Annotated in this window: 15 protein-coding genes and 1 tRNA gene; 7 read left to right on the top strand and 9 right to left on the bottom strand. The window is 61.0% G+C overall.

Annotation, left to right across the window (positions count from 1 at the left end; genetic code table 11):
• Positions 1-2: 2 nt before the first annotated feature.
• From AOA62_RS19955 to AOA62_RS19935, 5 genes are all read right to left on the bottom strand, one after another.
• Positions 3-677, bottom strand: coding sequence for a hypothetical protein (locus tag AOA62_RS19955; RefSeq protein WP_099549504.1), 675 nt, complete (start codon positions 675-677; stop codon positions 3-5).
• Positions 678-843: 166 nt separating this feature from the next.
• Positions 844-919 (bottom strand) — tRNA-Phe (locus tag AOA62_RS19950).
• Positions 920-1,022: 103 nt separating this feature from the next.
• Positions 1,023-1,295, bottom strand: coding sequence for an oxidative damage protection protein (locus AOA62_RS19945; RefSeq protein ID WP_017138649.1), 273 nt, complete (start codon positions 1,293-1,295; stop codon positions 1,023-1,025).
• A complete protein-coding gene (gene mutY, locus AOA62_RS19940; protein WP_099549503.1) occupies positions 1,292-2,359 on the bottom strand; it encodes an A/G-specific adenine glycosylase in 1,068 nt (355 codons plus the stop codon). The genes AOA62_RS19945 and mutY overlap by 4 nt, the downstream gene beginning before the upstream one ends.
• Positions 2,356-4,572, bottom strand: a complete 2,217-nt coding sequence (locus tag AOA62_RS19935) for an AsmA family protein (protein ID WP_099549502.1) — start codon at positions 4,570-4,572, stop codon at positions 2,356-2,358. The genes mutY and AOA62_RS19935 overlap by 4 nt, the downstream gene beginning before the upstream one ends.
• A gap of 326 nt (positions 4,573-4,898) precedes the next feature.
• On the opposite strand from AOA62_RS19935, the gene AOA62_RS19930 reads away from it, so the two are divergent.
• The 7 genes from AOA62_RS19930 to AOA62_RS19900 all read left to right on the top strand — a co-directional run bounded on the left by AOA62_RS19930 (position 4,899) and on the right by AOA62_RS19900 (position 10,752).
• A complete protein-coding gene (locus AOA62_RS19930) occupies positions 4,899-6,560 on the top strand; it encodes an OFA family MFS transporter (RefSeq protein WP_099549501.1) in 1,662 nt (553 codons plus the stop codon).
• 324 nt (positions 6,561-6,884) lie between these two features.
• Positions 6,885-7,478: an imidazoleglycerol-phosphate dehydratase HisB gene (gene hisB / locus AOA62_RS19925; RefSeq protein WP_017138645.1), complete on the top strand. Its 594-nt coding sequence runs from the start codon at positions 6,885-6,887 to the stop codon at positions 7,476-7,478.
• Positions 7,478-8,116, top strand: coding sequence for an imidazole glycerol phosphate synthase subunit HisH (hisH, locus tag AOA62_RS19920; protein ID WP_017138644.1), 639 nt, complete (start codon positions 7,478-7,480; stop codon positions 8,114-8,116). Before hisB ends, hisH begins: the two co-directional genes overlap by 1 nt.
• Positions 8,116-8,373, top strand: a complete 258-nt coding sequence (locus AOA62_RS19915; protein ID WP_099549500.1) for a DUF2164 domain-containing protein — start codon at positions 8,116-8,118, stop codon at positions 8,371-8,373. Before hisH ends, AOA62_RS19915 begins: the two co-directional genes overlap by 1 nt.
• A 39-nt stretch (positions 8,374-8,412) precedes the next feature.
• Positions 8,413-9,150, top strand: a complete 738-nt coding sequence (gene hisA, locus AOA62_RS19910) for a 1-(5-phosphoribosyl)-5-[(5-phosphoribosylamino)methylideneamino]imidazole-4-carboxamide isomerase (protein WP_008435688.1) — start codon at positions 8,413-8,415, stop codon at positions 9,148-9,150.
• A gap of 9 nt (positions 9,151-9,159) precedes the next feature.
• Positions 9,160-9,930, top strand: a complete 771-nt coding sequence (hisF, locus tag AOA62_RS19905; RefSeq protein WP_017138643.1) for an imidazole glycerol phosphate synthase subunit HisF — start codon at positions 9,160-9,162, stop codon at positions 9,928-9,930.
• A 66-nt stretch (positions 9,931-9,996) separates the two neighbouring features.
• Positions 9,997-10,752, top strand: a complete 756-nt coding sequence (locus tag AOA62_RS19900; protein WP_017138642.1) for an ABC transporter substrate-binding protein — start codon at positions 9,997-9,999, stop codon at positions 10,750-10,752.
• On the opposite strand, the gene AOA62_RS19895 is transcribed toward AOA62_RS19900, so the two are convergent.
• The 4 genes from AOA62_RS19895 to AOA62_RS19880 form a co-directional block, all read right to left on the bottom strand.
• Positions 10,705-11,979: a Vps62-related protein gene (locus AOA62_RS19895; protein ID WP_099549499.1), complete on the bottom strand. Its 1,275-nt coding sequence runs from the start codon at positions 11,977-11,979 to the stop codon at positions 10,705-10,707. The genes AOA62_RS19900 and AOA62_RS19895 overlap by 48 nt on opposite strands.
• Before the next feature lie 63 nt (positions 11,980-12,042).
• On the bottom strand, positions 12,043-12,828 hold the full coding sequence (locus AOA62_RS19890) for a divergent polysaccharide deacetylase family protein (protein ID WP_099549498.1): 786 nt from the start codon (positions 12,826-12,828) through the stop codon (positions 12,043-12,045).
• 1 nt (position 12,829) lies between these two features.
• On the bottom strand, positions 12,830-14,143 hold the full coding sequence (locus tag AOA62_RS19885) for a S41 family peptidase (RefSeq protein WP_017138639.1): 1,314 nt from the start codon (positions 14,141-14,143) through the stop codon (positions 12,830-12,832).
• 30 nt (positions 14,144-14,173) lie between these two features.
• Positions 14,174-15,469, bottom strand: a complete 1,296-nt coding sequence (locus AOA62_RS19880; RefSeq protein ID WP_017138638.1) for a murein hydrolase activator EnvC — start codon at positions 15,467-15,469, stop codon at positions 14,174-14,176.
• Between the last annotated feature and the right edge of the window lie 146 nt (positions 15,470-15,615).

Raw genomic sequence — 15,615 nt, 5'->3', positions numbered from 1 at the left:
GCCTACTTGCACTGGTAGCCCTCGGGCATCGTCACGGTGTAGTTGCGCTGCACGCGGTCCTGGAAGTTGAGGTTCTGCAGGCCCTGTTCGACCAGGAACGCTTCGATCTTGGTGGCCTGGCAGTCTTCGTTGTAGGACATCACCCGCAACACGTACACCGCGCGCCGGCTTGCTTCGTCACGCGCGGTGGCGGTGAAGGTAGTGAGCGTGGTGTAGCCGGTGCGCTCCGAGGTGCCCACCGGGCCGTAGGTGGTGTTCGGCTTGCTGGTGCAGGTCAACTGGTCGGCTTTCTTTTTGTTCTTCTTGCACTCGGTGGTGGTGCTGGTGGGCACCTGGCCGTAATCGGTGGCGGTATAGCGGTAAGTGACCTGCTTGCTGTCGACGTCCAGGATGATGGTCATTTTGATTGGCCCATGGTTCTTGGGCAGGCTGGCATCGGTGTACACCTCGCGAAAGCCCTGGTCCTTCATGGCGCTGACCATGTCCCGCAGGTAATAGCGGGCATTGAGCGTGTTTTGCGCGCTGCCGCCCACGGACGTGGTCACCAGCACCAGTGCCTGTCGATCAAAGTGATAGTCCGGATCGGGGGTTGCGTTGATCGAGACATCCATTTGTGTGGCGCAGCCACTGAGCAACGTCGTCAGCAGCAACAGCGCGCAGAACAAGTACCGGTTCATCAAATAACTACCTTGCAACAGAAAATTCAGTAACAGCTAAACGATCGAGCAGCGGGATAAATAACCCTCGGGTGTGAATCGGGCGGGGCATTGGCCCGCGGCCACTAAATCGCAGGCAATAAAAAACCCCAAGGAATCATCTTCGCTTGGGGTTTTTCGGTATTAGTGGTGCCCAGAGACGGAATCGAACCGCCGACACGGGGATTTTCAATCCCCTGCTCTACCGACTGAGCTATCTGGGCAACGGGGCGCATTAAACGGGTTTTTCAGGGGGTCGTCAAGCAAGTTTTCAAAAAATATTTAATTATTACCGTCGCTTACGTGCCGACCCCGGTTTTTGATCAATTATTGAGCAGGCGGCACGTAACCGTCGGCCTTGGCGTAATCCTCGCCGGAAAAGAACTTATCCATTTCACCCGCCAGGTATTTGCGATCTTCGCCGTTCATCATGTTCAGGCGTTTTTCGTTGATCAGCAGGGTCTGGTGTTTCAGCCAGTCACCCCAGGCCTGGGCAGAGATATGCTCGAAAATGTCCTGGCCCTTGGCACCTGGGTACGGAGGGCGTTCCAGGCCTGGCAGTTCTTCTTTGTACTTGCGGCACATTACGGTGCGGGTCATGACGAAACTCCTGCGTTCAATACGTCGGCCGCGCGCTTCAGCAGTTTTTTCACCGGGGCGGCAAGGCCCAGGCGCGGCGGGGTGGCGAGGTTATACCAGAGCCAGTCGGCCTCGGCCACGTGATGGGCGGATTCCTCGACCTGCACCAGCCAGGGTTCGATGGCCAGTTGGAAGTGGCTGAAGGTGTGGATCAGCCCCGGCAGCGCCTGTTGCTCGCCCAGTGCCAGCGCGTGCTGGTTGGCGAGGTGTTCCAGGTCTTGCAGGTCATCGAGTTCCGGCAAGCTCCACAAGCCGCCCCACAGGCCCGTGGACGGGCGACGGTAAAGCAGGATCGCGCCCTCGGCGTTGGCCAGCAGTGGCATCAGCGTGCGCTTTTGCGGGATGGTCTTGCGCGGCTTGGGGATCGGGTAACGCGTCTCCAGGCCGAGCATGTGGGCTTCGCAGCCTTTTTCCAGCGGGCACAGCAGGCAGCTTGGCTTGCTGCGCGTGCAGAGGGTGGCGCCCATGTCCATCATTGCCTGGGTGTAGGCGTTGACGCGGTCGTGTGGCGTAAAGCGCTCAGCGGTGGCCCAGAGCTGCTTCGCGACCTTGGGGTCGCCGGGGTAGCCCTCTTGCGCAGTAAAACGCGCCAGCACGCGTTTGACGTTGCCGTCGAGGATCGGCGCGCGCAGGCCCATGCTCAAACTGGCGATGGCGCCGGCAGTGGACAGGCCAATGCCAGGCAGCGCAGTGAGTTTTTCAACATCCTTGGGAAATTCGCCGCCGTATTCAGCGACCACGATTTTGGCAGTCTTCTGCAGGTTACGTGCACGGGTGTAGTAACCCAGACCGGTCCACAGGTGCAGCACTTCATCTTCCGGCGCGGCGGCCAGGGCTTCGACCGTCGGCAAGGAAGCCATGAACCGGTCGAAGTAGTTGAGCACCGTGCTCACCTGGGTCTGTTGCAACATGATCTCCGAGACCCACACCCGGTAAGGCGTGATGCCCTGTTGCCAGGGCAGGTCATGGCGACCGTGGCGGTCGTACCAATCCAGCACCGCCTGTGAAAACTGCTCGTTTCTCATCGTTTGAACAGGCCTTTAAGGGCGTCTTTAAGCTGTGGATTAACCTTGTCGAGCTTCTCTTCGATCTTATCGCTGAGCTTGTTGCCGGCGGCTTTGATGGCGACCTGAGTCAAGCCGTCCTTGTCCAGGCGGCAGGCCTTGGCGCCCAGCTCCAGCGGGCCACGGCAGCGCAGCGGCACTTCGATGTTCTGGAAGTTGGCGCCGACCTGGCAGGCCGGGTCCGGCACATCGCGCTGGTCGCCTTCGACGATGATGCCGACGCGGTAGTCCATGCCCAGCACACGCAGGTCGACGTCACCGTTGCCGTTGACCGCCAGGCCCGGGATGCGCACTTTGAGGTCCGGGTTGCTCGCCACCCCGTTACGGAAGTTAAGCGTGCCGCGCAGTTCCTGGAACGGCGTGTCCTTGCCCTGCGGCGTGGTGCTCAGGGTCTTGCGGTTGAGCAAGGCAATACCGGTGCACAGTTGCTGTTCAATGTTGGCGTTGAGCAGCGCGCCGTTATTGATCACAAAGCTGGCGGTACCGTTAAGGCTGTCGATCAGCGCTTTTTGGCTGTTGCCACGGCCGGTTAGGTTGCTGTCGAGAGTAACCTGGCCTTTGACCGGCGGGTTTTGCCCCTGGGCTTGCAGGATGCGTTCAACCGGCACTTGCTTGATGTGGGTTTGCAGCGCCAGCAGCGGGATGTCCTGGCGCACATCGAGTGTGCCGTTGGCCTGGAAGGTGCCGTTGTAGAGGCCGCCGCTCAAGGTGTCGAGCTTGAGCTGGCCATCGGCGCCGGAGGCTTTGAGCGCTGCATTCTGGATCGGCAGCTTGCTCAGGGTCAGTTGCCCAAAAGCCAGGTCGGCGTTGACGTCCAGGGTGCGCAGGCGGGTCAGTGGCAGCAGCTTGTCGGTGCTCCACGCGCCTTTGGTCGGGGCTTCCGGCAGTGGTGTGGTGCCACCGGCGGCCATGGCGCCGGCTTCGCTGTTCTGCACTTCGGCCTGGCGGGCAGCGGTTGCACCTTTGGCCGATTCGGACTTGGCCGGCAGGTAGTTGTCGGCGTTGAATGTGTCGCCCTTGAGCTGCACGCGCAAGGCTTGCTTGGCGAAGTCATCCACGGCGATGCGACCGGTGAAGGTGCTGCCGTCGAGTTTCAGGTTCAGGTCTTCCAGCGCCACGCTGGTCGGGGTGCCCTTGAGGCGGCTGACCAGCTCGACCTTGCTCAGGCTGCCGTCAGCCATGGGCGGCAGCGGGTGGCCGACGCTGTCGAGGAACTTGGCCAGGTCAAACTGGGCAATCGACAACGCGCCGCTGACTTGCGGGGATTTGTTCAGGTCATTGACCTTCAGTTCACCCAGGGCGCGCAGTTGGTTGGCGGAGAGCTTGAGGTTGGTCCACTCGGCGATGTTGGCCGCCAGGTCGACCAGCAATTGGCCCTGGGTGGAGAAGGTCACGGTCTTGCCTTGCAGCGGCTCGCCGGTGGCTTCGCCGCTGAGTTTCATGTCTTCGAACTGGTAGCGTTGCAGGGCACGCTGGATGCGCAGGTTGCCGTTCAGTTCGGTTTTGACGCGCATCAGCGGCTGGTTGCTGCCCAGGAATGCAGTGAGTTTGAGTGGAATACTCGCGCCTTCGTGCACGGCGCCGGCGCTCAACTGGATGCTTTCGGCACTGAACTGTTTGCCGGTTTGTTCATCGTTGTATTCAACGCGGGCGTTGTTGATGGTCAGGCTGTCGATGTCCAGGCGGATCGGCTTGGGTGGCTTCTCCGGTTCGGGTTGGGCAGGGGCTTGTGCTGGGGCAGGGGCGCTGGCGATTTCGGCCGCGTCGGGCACATTCTTGCCGATGTCTTCCCAGTTGCCGTGGCCTTGCTTGTCACGGTTAAGGCGCAGGTTGAGGCCTTCGACACGCACATCGCTCATCTGCACTTCGCGGCGCAGCAGTGGCAGCACGCGCACCGACAGGCCGAGCATTTGCAAGTCGGCGAACGGTTGGGTCGGGGTGGTCAGGGTTGCCACGCTGGCTTCGTGCAACTCAAGGCCCAGCCAGGGGAACAGGCTCCAGCCAATATCGCCATTGAGCGTCAGCTCGATGTGGGCCTTGTCGCGGGCAATCTGGCGAATCTCGTCTTTGTAGTCGTTGGGATCGAAGAGGTGGGTCAGGGCAAAGCCCAGGGCCACAATGATCAGCAACAGCCCGAGGAGTACCAGACCCAGGATTTTGCCGAACGCTTTCATGGGCGAGTCCTTGTATGTCGATTTCAAAATTTAGCCGCAGAGTATAACGCCCGAAGGCCTGCGTCAGTTCACGCATCGTTACATTGTATCCAGGGACGGCAAAATAGGATTTTGCCGTCAGGCAGATCAGGTTGAGTGAAAAAGGTGATGTCAGTTTGGTTTTTCTGTCATCCACTGGTGCTAATCTTCGCGGGTTCGTCTGTCGTCTGCGACACAGCGTCGCGCTTAAAAGGAGCTTTACTCAACAACAACGGCCAACGCTCTGCGTGCAAGGTCGAGGGAGAGAGCGCCTGACGGACACATACTAATAACTGGGGGAAACACCAATGAGCACTAGCACTGCGGCCGGTAGTACTGCCGCGCAGCCCGCGTTCCTGTCCAAGGAGCGCATTATCGCCAAGCCCGGCTTCAACCGCTGGCTGGTTCCGCCGGCCGCCCTGGCCATCCACCTCTGCATCGGCATGGCCTACGGGTTCTCGGTGTTTTGGCTGCCGCTGTCCAAGGCTCTGGGTATCACCGCGCCGGTCGCCTGCGCGCCGGACATGAGCTTTATCGCGCAAGTCTTCTCGTCCCAGTGCGACTGGCCCATCTCCATGCTGGGCTGGATCTACACCCTGTTCTTCATCTTCCTGGGTTGCTCGGCAGCCATCTGGGGCGGCTGGCTGGAACATGCCGGGCCACGTAAGGCGGGCGTTGTGTCGGCGTTGTGCTGGTGCGGCGGCCTGTTGATCTCGGCGCTGGGGATTTATACCCACCAGATCTGGCTGATGTGGATCGGCTCCGGCGTGATCGGTGGTATCGGCCTGGGGCTGGGTTATATCTCGCCTGTATCGACCCTGATCAAGTGGTTCCCGGACAAGCGCGGCATGGCCACTGGCATGGCGATCATGGGCTTCGGCGGTGGCGCAATGGTGGGGGCACCGTTGGCCGCAGCGCTGATGGGCCACTTCGCCTCGCCAACCAGCGTGGGCGTGTGGCAGAGCTTTGTAGTCATGGCCGTGATTTATTTCGTGTTCATGATCGGTGGTGCACTGTCCTACCGCGTTCCGCCGACCGGCTGGAAGCCTGAGGGCTGGACCGCGCCGGCGAAAAAAGCCAGCAACGCGATGATCACCCACCGTCACGTGCACGTGAACGTGGCGTGGAAAACCCCGCAATTCCGTCTGGTATGGCTGGTGCTGTGCCTGAACGTGTCCGCCGGTATCGGCATCCTCGGCATGGCTTCGCCGCTGCTGCAGGAAGTGTTCGGTGGCAAGTTACTGGGTGTGGATGTGCCGTTCGGCCAGCTGGACGCAGGTCAACTGGCCTCCATTGCGGCCATCGCTGCGGGTTTCACTGGCCTGTTGAGCCTGTTCAACATCGGTGGCCGGTTCTTCTGGGCGTCGTTCTCCGACTACCTGGGCCGTAAAAACACCTACTTCGTGTTCTTCGCCCTAGGCTTTGCCCTGTACGCGCTGATCCCGAACCTGGGGCACCTGGGCAACGTGGCGCTGTTTGTGGCGGCGTTCTGCATCATCCTGTCGATGTACGGCGGCGGTTTTGCGACTGTGCCTGCGTACCTGGCCGACCTGTTCGGCACCCAAATGGTCGGCGCGATCCACGGTCGCCTGTTGACCGCATGGGCGGCGGCTGGCGTGCTGGGCCCGGTATTGGTGAACTACCTTCGCGAATACCAACTGAGCATCGGCGTTCCGCGCGCTGCGGCTTACGACATCACCTTGTACATCCTTGCAGGCCTGCTGGTGCTGGGTTTCCTCTGCAACCTGCTGGTGCGCCCGGTGGCCGACAAGTACTTCATGACCGACGCTGAACTGGCTGCCGAGCAGGCGCTGGGGCATGACAAAGGCGCCGATGCCAGCACTTCGCTGGAGTGGAAAGCGGCCCCTGGTACTGTGCCGATGGCTGTTGCCGCCTGGCTGGTGGTAGGTATTCCGTTGGCGTGGGGTGTGTGGGTGACCCTGCAGAAGACGGCGGTGTTGTTCCACTAATACCGCTGTAGTCGGGCGAGCGCGGCTCCCACAGGAACCGCGCTTGTGTGGGAGCTGGCTTGCCTGCGATAGCATCACCGCGGTGTGGCCGACATACCGAGGTGTCTGCATCGCAGGCAAGCCAGCTCCCACACAAGCCAGCTCCCACACTGGATCTCTACTCGTTTCAAGACAGCGGCGGGGCGCACCATCCTGGAGCGCCTGCTTGTATGCACATGTCTATCCCCGACACTCCATCAGTCTTATCCCCTTCGATGTTTCTGTTTAGCGCCCGCGCCCCTATAATGGCTGCCTTTTTCGCCCAATGATTTTGCGGAGCTGGTGATGGCCGAACGTAAGGTATCCGTCGAGCGCGACACTCTGGAAACCCAGATCAAAGCCTCGATCAACCTGGATGGCACCGGAAAGGCCCGATTTGATATCGGTGTACCTTTTCTTGAGCACATGCTGGACCAGATCGCCCGTCACGGGCTGATCGACCTGGATATCGTCAGCAAGGGCGACCTGCATATCGACGACCACCACACGGTGGAAGACGTAGGCATCACCCTCGGCCAGGCGTTTGCCAAGGCCATCGGCGACAAAAAAGGCATCCGTCGCTACGGCCACGCCTATGTCCCGCTGGATGAAGCGCTGTCGCGTGTGGTCATCGACTTCTCCGGCCGCCCAGGCCTGCAGATGCATGTGCCGTATACCCGCGCCACCGTGGGCGGCTTCGATGTCGACCTGTTCCAGGAATTCTTCCAGGGCTTCGTCAATCACGCACTCGTCAGCCTGCACATCGACAACCTGCGCGGCACCAACACCCACCACCAGATCGAAACCGTGTTCAAGGCATTCGGCCGCGCACTGCGCATGGCAGTAGAGCTGGATGACCGCATGGCCGGGCAAATGCCGTCGACCAAGGGCGTTCTGTAATGCAGACGGTCGCGGTTATCGATTACGGCATGGGTAACCTGCACTCGGTGGCCAAGGCGCTCGAGCACGTGGGCGCCGGCAAGGTGCTGATCACCAGCGACGCCAATGTGATTCGCGAAGCCGACCGCGTGGTGTTCCCCGGCGTCGGCGCGATTCGCGATTGCATGGCCGAGATCCGCCGCCTGGGCTTTGACAGCCTGGTGCGCGAAGTCAGCCAGGACCGCCCGTTCCTCGGCATCTGCGTGGGCATGCAAGCCTTGCTCGACAGCAGTGAAGAGAACGGCGGCGTCGACTGCATCGGCCTGTTCCCCGGCCAGGTGAAGTTCTTTGGCAAAGACCTGCACGAAGACGGCGCGCACTTGAAAGTGCCCCATATGGGCTGGAACGAAGTCAGCCAGACCGTCGATCACCCGCTGTGGCACGACATTCCGGACCTGGCGCGTTTCTACTTTGTGCACAGCTACTACATCAATGCTGGCAACCCGCGCCAAGTGGTGGGTGGCGGGCATTATGGCGTCGACTTCGCCGCAGCGCTGGCCGACGGTTCGCGCTTTGCCGTGCAGTTCCATCCGGAGAAGAGCCATACCCATGGCCTGCAATTGCTGCAGAACTTCGCCGCGTGGGATGGTCGCTGGTAATGGCCAAGAAGCCGAAGCCGCCGATCTTGAACCTCACGCCCGAACAGGAGCGTGAGGCGACCGACAAGATCAAGCGTTTCATGGAGACCCGCTTCGAGCTCAAGTTGGGCTCGTTCGAGGTTGCCGAGATTCTTGAGCTGTTCACCACCGAAGTGGCGCCGCACTATTACAACAGGGCGATTTTCGACACGCAGACGCTCCTTAAAGAAAGGTTCGAAAGCATCGAAAGCGACCTGTGGTCGCTTGAGAAACCCTGATTTCCCAAGCATTGCTGAATATCGAATAAGGTTTGCCAGATGCTGATTATCCCCGCTATCGATCTCAAGGACGGCGCTTGTGTACGCCTGCGCCAAGGCCGCATGGAAGACTCCACCGTGTTCTCCGATGACCCGGTGAGCATGGCTGCCAAATGGGTAGAAGGGGGCTGCCGTCGTCTGCATCTGGTGGACTTGAACGGCGCCTTCGAAGGCCAGCCCGTCAATGGCGAAGTGGTTACCGCCATCGCCAAGCGCTACCCGAACCTGCCGATCCAGATCGGCGGCGGCATTCGCTCCCTGGAAACCATCGAGCACTACGTCAAGGCTGGCGTGAGCTACGTGATCATCGGCACCAAGGCCGTGAAAGACCCGGCCTTTGTCGCCGAAGCCTGCCGCGCGTTTCCGGGCAAAGTCATCGTGGGCCTGGACGCCAAAGACGGTTTCGTCGCCACCGACGGCTGGGCAGAAATCAGCACCGTGCAGGTCATCGACCTGGCCAAGCAGTTCGAAGCCGACGGCGTGTCCGCCATTGTTTATACCGACATCGCCAAAGACGGCATGATGCAGGGCTGCAACGTGCCGTTCACCGCTGCGCTGGCCGCTGCAACCAGGATCCCGGTGATCGCCTCCGGTGGTATTCACAACCTGGGTGACATCAAGTCGCTGCTGGACGCCAAGGCGCCCGGCATCATCGGCGCCATTACTGGCCGCGCGATCTACGAAGGTACTTTGGACGTCGCCGAAGCCCAGGCTTACTGCGACGCCTACAACGGCTGAGGACTGACCATGGCGCTGGCCAAACGCATCATCCCTTGCCTGGACGTCGACAACGGTCGCGTGGTCAAGGGCGTCAAGTTCGAGAACATCCGCGATGCCGGTGACCCGGTGGAAATCGCCCGTCGCTACGATGAGCAAGGTGCCGACGAGATTACCTTTCTCGACATCACCGCCAGCGTCGACGGCCGCGACACCACCCTGCATACCGTCGAGCGCATGGCCAGCCAAGTGTTTATCCCGCTGACCGTGGGCGGTGGCGTGCGTACCGTGCAAGACATCCGCAACCTGCTCAACGCCGGTGCGGACAAGGTCTCGATCAACACCGCCGCCGTGTTCAACCCGGAGTTCGTCGGCGAAGCCGCGCAGCACTTCGGCTCGCAATGCATCGTGGTCGCCATCGACGCCAAGAAGGTCTCCGGCCCGGGCGAAACCCCGCGCTGGGAGATCTTCACCCACGGCGGTCGCAAGCCGACCGGCCTGGACGCGGTGGAATGGGCGATGAAGATGGAAGCCCTGGGCGCCGGTGAAATCCTGCTGACCAGCATGGACCAGGACGGCATGAAAAACGGCTTCGACCTGGGCGTGACCCGCGCCATCAGCGATGCGCTGGGCATTCCGGTGATCGCCTCCGGCGGCGTCGGCAACCTGCAGCACCTGGCCGACGGCGTGATCGAAGGCCACGCCAGTGCGGTGCTGGCGGCGAGCATTTTCCACTTTGGCGAATACACCGTGCCGGAGGCAAAAGCCTATATGGCCGCACGCGGTATCGTCGTTCGCTAAACGCTGCTGGACACCCTGGCAGGCGCGGGGCACTCTCTGCGCTTGCCATGGATTCCGGTAGCCTTCATGTTCAAGACCCTTCTGCTTGCTCTCGCCAGTACGTCCATTCTGTTGACGGGCTCGGCTCACGCCGAGGAACCGTCCGACGCCTCCCTGGTGTTGCTGACGGAAAACTTCCCGCCTTACAACATGGCGAAAAACGGCAAGAACTTCGCCAAGGAAGAAAACATCGAGGGCATCGCCGTCGATATCGTGCGCGAGACGTTCAAGCGTGCGGGCATTTCCTACAACCTGACTCTGCGTTTCCCTTGGGAGCGCATCTACAAACTCGCCCTGGAAAAGCCCGGCTACGGTGTCTTTGTGATGGCGCGCCTGCCAGACCGCGAAGCCCTGTTCAAATGGGTCGGCCCCATCGGCCCGGATGATTGGGTGATGCTGGCCAAGGCCGACAGCAAGATTGAGCTGACAGACCTTGAACAGGCTCGTCGATACAAGGTCGGCGCCTACAAAGGTGACGCCATTGCCGAGACCCTGGAAAAGCAGGGCCTTAAGCCCATCGTTGCGCTACGTGATCAGGACAATGCGCAAAAGCTGGTGGATGGCCAGATCGACCTGTGGGCCACCGGCGATCCGGCGGGCCGTTACCTGGCTCGCCAGGTGGGGGTGACCCAACTGAAAACCGTGCTGCGCTTCAACAGTGCCCAGTTGTACCTGGCGCTGAACAAAGACGTGCCGGATGAGGTGGTGGCCAAGCTTCAGGCGGCACTCGAGCAGTTACGGGGTGAGGGTGGTGTCGATCAGATCATGGCCCGTTACCTCTAGTTCGGGCTCTGCTTGAGGTGACTCATCAGGCAGCACCTCTGCGTTTGGAGACTCGCTCATGTACACGTGGTCACCATTGGTATAGCTGGCGGTGCTTGAAACCTGACTGCCGTCCTGCCGCAGCAGGCGGTATTCGCTTTGGACAAGGTACGCCGCAACGGCTTTTTTCGGCGGAACATAAGTGATGATTTCCAGCGACGAAGCCTGGTCCCAGCCTTTCGCCGAGCGCTGCGTGTGTGTGAAGTCGCGATCCAGGTGCGCCGAAAAACTCAATTCGAAGACGTGTTCGCCCACCGGCCACTCTTTACCCAGACCGATACTGGTGTTGGCCGCCAGTGCCTTGGCAGTCCCGCTTACTTCACCTTTCGCGGCCGTCCACATGAATGGCTGACTGGTAGCTTCGGTGTTGTGCCCAAAGCCGACACACAGGTGGCGGTCCGTGCGCTCCAGGCGGTAGGTGGGCGATGCCTGAAACTGTTCGATCACGGCCAACTCCGGGTCTTTGACACAGAACCATGGCAGCTCACACACCTGAGGCGCGTGGGCGGATTCATCATTGCCCGGGCTTTCGTACCCGCTGAGCGCGGGCGGTGGCGGCAGGTCGTGCAGTCGCGCTGTCAATGTCAGGCGCAGTGAATAGGCCTCAAGGCTTGGCTTGGCATAGTCGCCATGGCCTATGAAGGTGCCGGGGGCGAGGTATATTTCGCCGGCGGGTGCATCGGGAGGTGTCACCGACCAGAGGCTTAAGTCGTTGGTGGCGCCGCTGCCTTTATCGTCCCAGATCAATTCGCCCGTTTGAGCGGCCATCACCAGGTCTTTTCGCACGCACCGCACGGCATGGCGTGAAGGTTTGTCGTAGTCCACGCCGTACACCAGCCCCATCGCCACATAGCCCTCTGGCGGCAGCGGGCGCCAGATAGATGCATTGCTCAGCGCTCCGGTGCCTTCATCCTGCCACACCAATTGATAATCGACGGGCGCACGCAGGGCCGTGCCGTCGACGTTGTTCGCGTCGCTGACGACGGCGACAACGTTGCCGTGGTTGATATTGCGATAGTGGTCGACCGCAATATCACCCAAGGTAAAAAACGGTCTCAGTGCATCGGAGGCGGTGCTCGGCCGCCAGAGGCCGACGGCTTTGTGCGCGCCCGACCCCTTGTCGTTCCACAGCGGCAGAAACTCGCTGGTAAAGCTGATGAGCAGGTCATTGAATTGCAGAGGCTTCATGGAGGGCTCTCCAGTTGATGGGAGCATCAACTATCGAGCAGTGCACTCGGCGCCGAGCGGTAACTATCTACGCGCGGGAAGATACGTCCCGTTTTTACCGTGTGCAGCCATGGCTAGGTTGCTGCGCACGCTGATCATCAACTTGATATCAATCCAGTCGATGCCCTGGGCCTTGAGCTTGGGCAACTCACGCTCCAGTACCGCCAGCGTTTGCGGGTAAGGGTGGCCGATCATCACCACCGAGCCCTGCTTGTGGGCCAGCTTGATCGCGGTTTGCAGTTGTGTGGCAATCGCCGCTTCGGTGCGTTCGTCATCCAGGAAAACATCCCGCGACACATGCGCCAGCCCGATCTTCTGCGCCTCGGCGGCGGCGACGGTCTGTGCGCTGGTGCGGCTGTCGACAAAGAACTTGTTGCGCCGTTGCAGCTCGGCCATCAGCCACGCCATCGCCGCTGGCTGGGCGGTCATGCGGCTGCCCATATGGTTGTTGATGCCGGCGGTATAGGGCACAACCTTGAAGGCGGCGTCCAGGCGTTTGCCGAGTTCTTCGATAGGCAAGTCGGGGTGCCAGGCGAACGGGCCGGTGGCCGGGTCCATAGGCATATGCAGGATCACGATCTTGCCGGCCTTGTGTGCCTCACGGGCAAATTCGGCGGCGTGGGGCGTGTCGGGCATGATCGCCGTGGTCACCGGCCCAGGCAGGGCCAGCACACGACGGTCCCGGGGCAGGTTTTGTCCCAGGTCGTCGATGATAAGGGTCAGGTAGGCTTTGCGAGGCGCGTCGGCCGGAGTCGCATGGGCGATTCCGGCCAGGCTGCACAGCACAGCGATGATCAGGGCAAAACGCATATCAACGGCTGCGCGTAATGCTCAGGCCTTTAAGCAGGCTCAGCGCCTGGGCCAGTTGATAGTCGTCGTCCTGCGGCATCGGCTTGGCTTTGCTGCCGCTGCCGGTCGGCTGGTCGGCGCCGCCGTTGCCATTGCCCAAGTGACCTTGAAGGTCGGCCTCTTTGTAGTACTCGCTGTCGACCTCGTTGGTGATCTTGGCCCTGCGTACCTCGATGTCCGGCACGATGCCCTGGGCCTGGATCGAGCGACCGTTCGGCGTGTAGTACAGCGCCGTAGTGATCTTCAGGGCGCGGTCGTTGTTCAGCGGCAATACGGTTTGCACCGAGCCTTTGCCGAAGCTGGTGGTGCCCATCAGCACGCCGCGTTTCTGGTCTTGCAGGGCACCGGCGACGATTTCCGACGCCGAAGCGCTGCCGCCGTTGATCAGCACGGCCAGTGGCACGCCTTCGCTCAGGTCGTTGCCGGTGGCCGAGAAGCGCAACTCGGAGTTGGCGATACGGCCTTTGGTGTAAACAATCAGGCCTTTGGTGATGAAGTGGTCGACCACTTCAACCGCCGACTGCAGCACGCCGCCTGGGTTGTTACGCAGGTCGAGCACGATGCCGTTGAGTTTCTTGCCGTTGTCTTTGCGCAGTTTGGCCAAGGCCTTGGCCACTTCGTCGCCGGTCTTGACCTGGAACTGGGTGATACGGATGTAACCGTAGCCCGACTCCAGCAGCTGGCTCTTAACGCTCTTGACCGTGATGGTCGCGCGGGCCAGGGTCACGTCAAACGGGTTGCCGCCGTCGCGTACCAGGGTCAGGGTGATTTTCTGGCCGAGCTTGCCGCGCATCTTGTCGACGGCTTCGGTCATGGTCTGGCCACGGGTTGGTTGGCCGTTGATCTTCACGATCAAGTCGCCGGCCTGAATGCCCGCCTTGGACGCAGGCGTGTCATCGATCGGCGAGACCACTTTGATCTGGCCATCTTCGGAGCCGACTTCGATGCCCAGGCCGCCGAATTCACCGCTGGTGCTTTCCTGCAGCTCGGCAAAGTCTTCCGGCCCCAGGTAGGCGGAGTGCGGGTCGAGGTTGCTGAGCATGCCCTTGATGGCATTTTCCAGCAGGGTCTTGTCGTCTACGGGTTCGACATAGGCTGCCTTGATCCGGTCCATGACCTCGGCAAAGGTACGCAGCTCGTCCAGCGGCAGCGGCGCCTTGGTGGTCGCTGCGGTGGCGGCGGGTGCCGATGCAGCCTGGTCGGCAAAAGCCAGCGGCGCGCCGATCACCAGGGCGATCGTCAGGGCCAGCGAAGTGAGGCGGGACAAATGCAGCATGTCGAACGAACTCCTAATGTAGGTGCAGCCCTATCCTTGGGAACGGCACCATTGTGCAGGGTCGCTCGGGCGGCCCTGCTGACGAATAGCGAAGTACAGCGCCGGGGTGTCCTGGCCACCACTGTTACCGACAGTGGAGATGGATTCACCAGCTTTTACAACATCACCTGCCGACTTGAGTAATGTCTGATTGTGGCCGTAAAGGCTCAAATAGCCATTGCCGTGGTCAAGAATCACCAACAAACCGGCCCCGCGCAGCCAATCGGCAAACACCACACGGCCACCGTGAACGGCGTGGACCTGGCTGCCGGCGGCGGCGCTGATCATCACCCCATCCCACTTGGCGCGGGTGTCATCGCCACGGGTTTCACCAAAGCGTGCCAGTAGTCGACCATCAACGGGCCATGGAAGTTTGCCGCGGGCTGAAGCAAAAGGGCCGCCGAAGTTCTCGCCGGAGCTGGAAACCAGCGGCCCGGGCGCTGCACGCGCCGGTTTACGCGGCGCTGGCGCATCAGTGGTAGCGGCCAGCTCGGCTTCACGCTGGCGCTTTTTTTCTGCTTCCTGCTGGGCAATCAGCGCTTTTTGCCGCGCTTCTTCAGCCTCACGTGCCTGGCGAGCCAGGGTTTCCTCGATGGTTTTGAGCACTTTGCCCAAGTCGGCCTGGTCTTGTTCGCGGGCCTGCAGCTTGGCGTCGCGGGCCTTCACGTCATTGTTGAGTTTGGCCAGGGCTTGCTGGCGCTCTTTGCGCACCTTGTCCAACTGGTCGCGCTGAGTGTCGAGGGCGGTTTTCTGATCCATCAGTTGCGACTGCTGGTCGGCGATTTCCTGCTCGACATTGGCCAACTGGCGCAGGGTTTCATTAAAACCCTTTAATTGTGCCAGGCGCGCCTTGCTCAGGTAGTCGTAGTAAGTGAGGGTGCGCGCGAATTTCTCCGGGTTCTGCTGGTTGAGCAGCAGCTTGAGGTATTCCTGGCGGCCGCTCTGGTAGGCGGCGCGGGCCTGGATCGCGATCAGGCGTTGCTGTTCAACGCGTGCGCTCTGGAGTTTTTTTTTCTCAGCGTCGAGTCGCTCCAGTTCCGACTCGCTCTTCTTTAATTCTTTTTGTAGCTCCTGGACCTGCTTCTCGAGCTTGCCCATCTCGGTTTCCGTGCCGCGCAGGTCTTTCTGCACCCCGGATTTTTCTTCCTGGAGCTTGCCGAGCAGCTTTTTCAGCTCGGTAATGTCCTGACGCGTAGCGTCCAACTGTTGTTGGGTTTGTGCGCGCTCATCGGCAAACGCCGGTTGGAGCAGGCAGACAAGAGCGAGGGAAATCAAGGCGCGAAGCATAGAGGCGGGCGACACCAGGGAAATGGACGGCCTAGTATGCCCGCCAAGCGCCGCAAAAAAAACGCCTCAACGCCATCTGCTTTGAGGCGTTCGTCATAAAAAGCCTTTCAGGGCGATTTAATTGGGCGGTTTGAAGGTTAAACACT

This window comes from Pseudomonas sp. 2995-3, from assembly GCF_002742565.1.
GTDB lineage: Bacteria > Pseudomonadota > Gammaproteobacteria > Pseudomonadales > Pseudomonadaceae > Aquipseudomonas > Aquipseudomonas edaphica.
The sequence above is the reverse complement of the archived record's forward strand: the minus strand, read 5'-3'. Positions and strand labels throughout refer to the sequence as shown.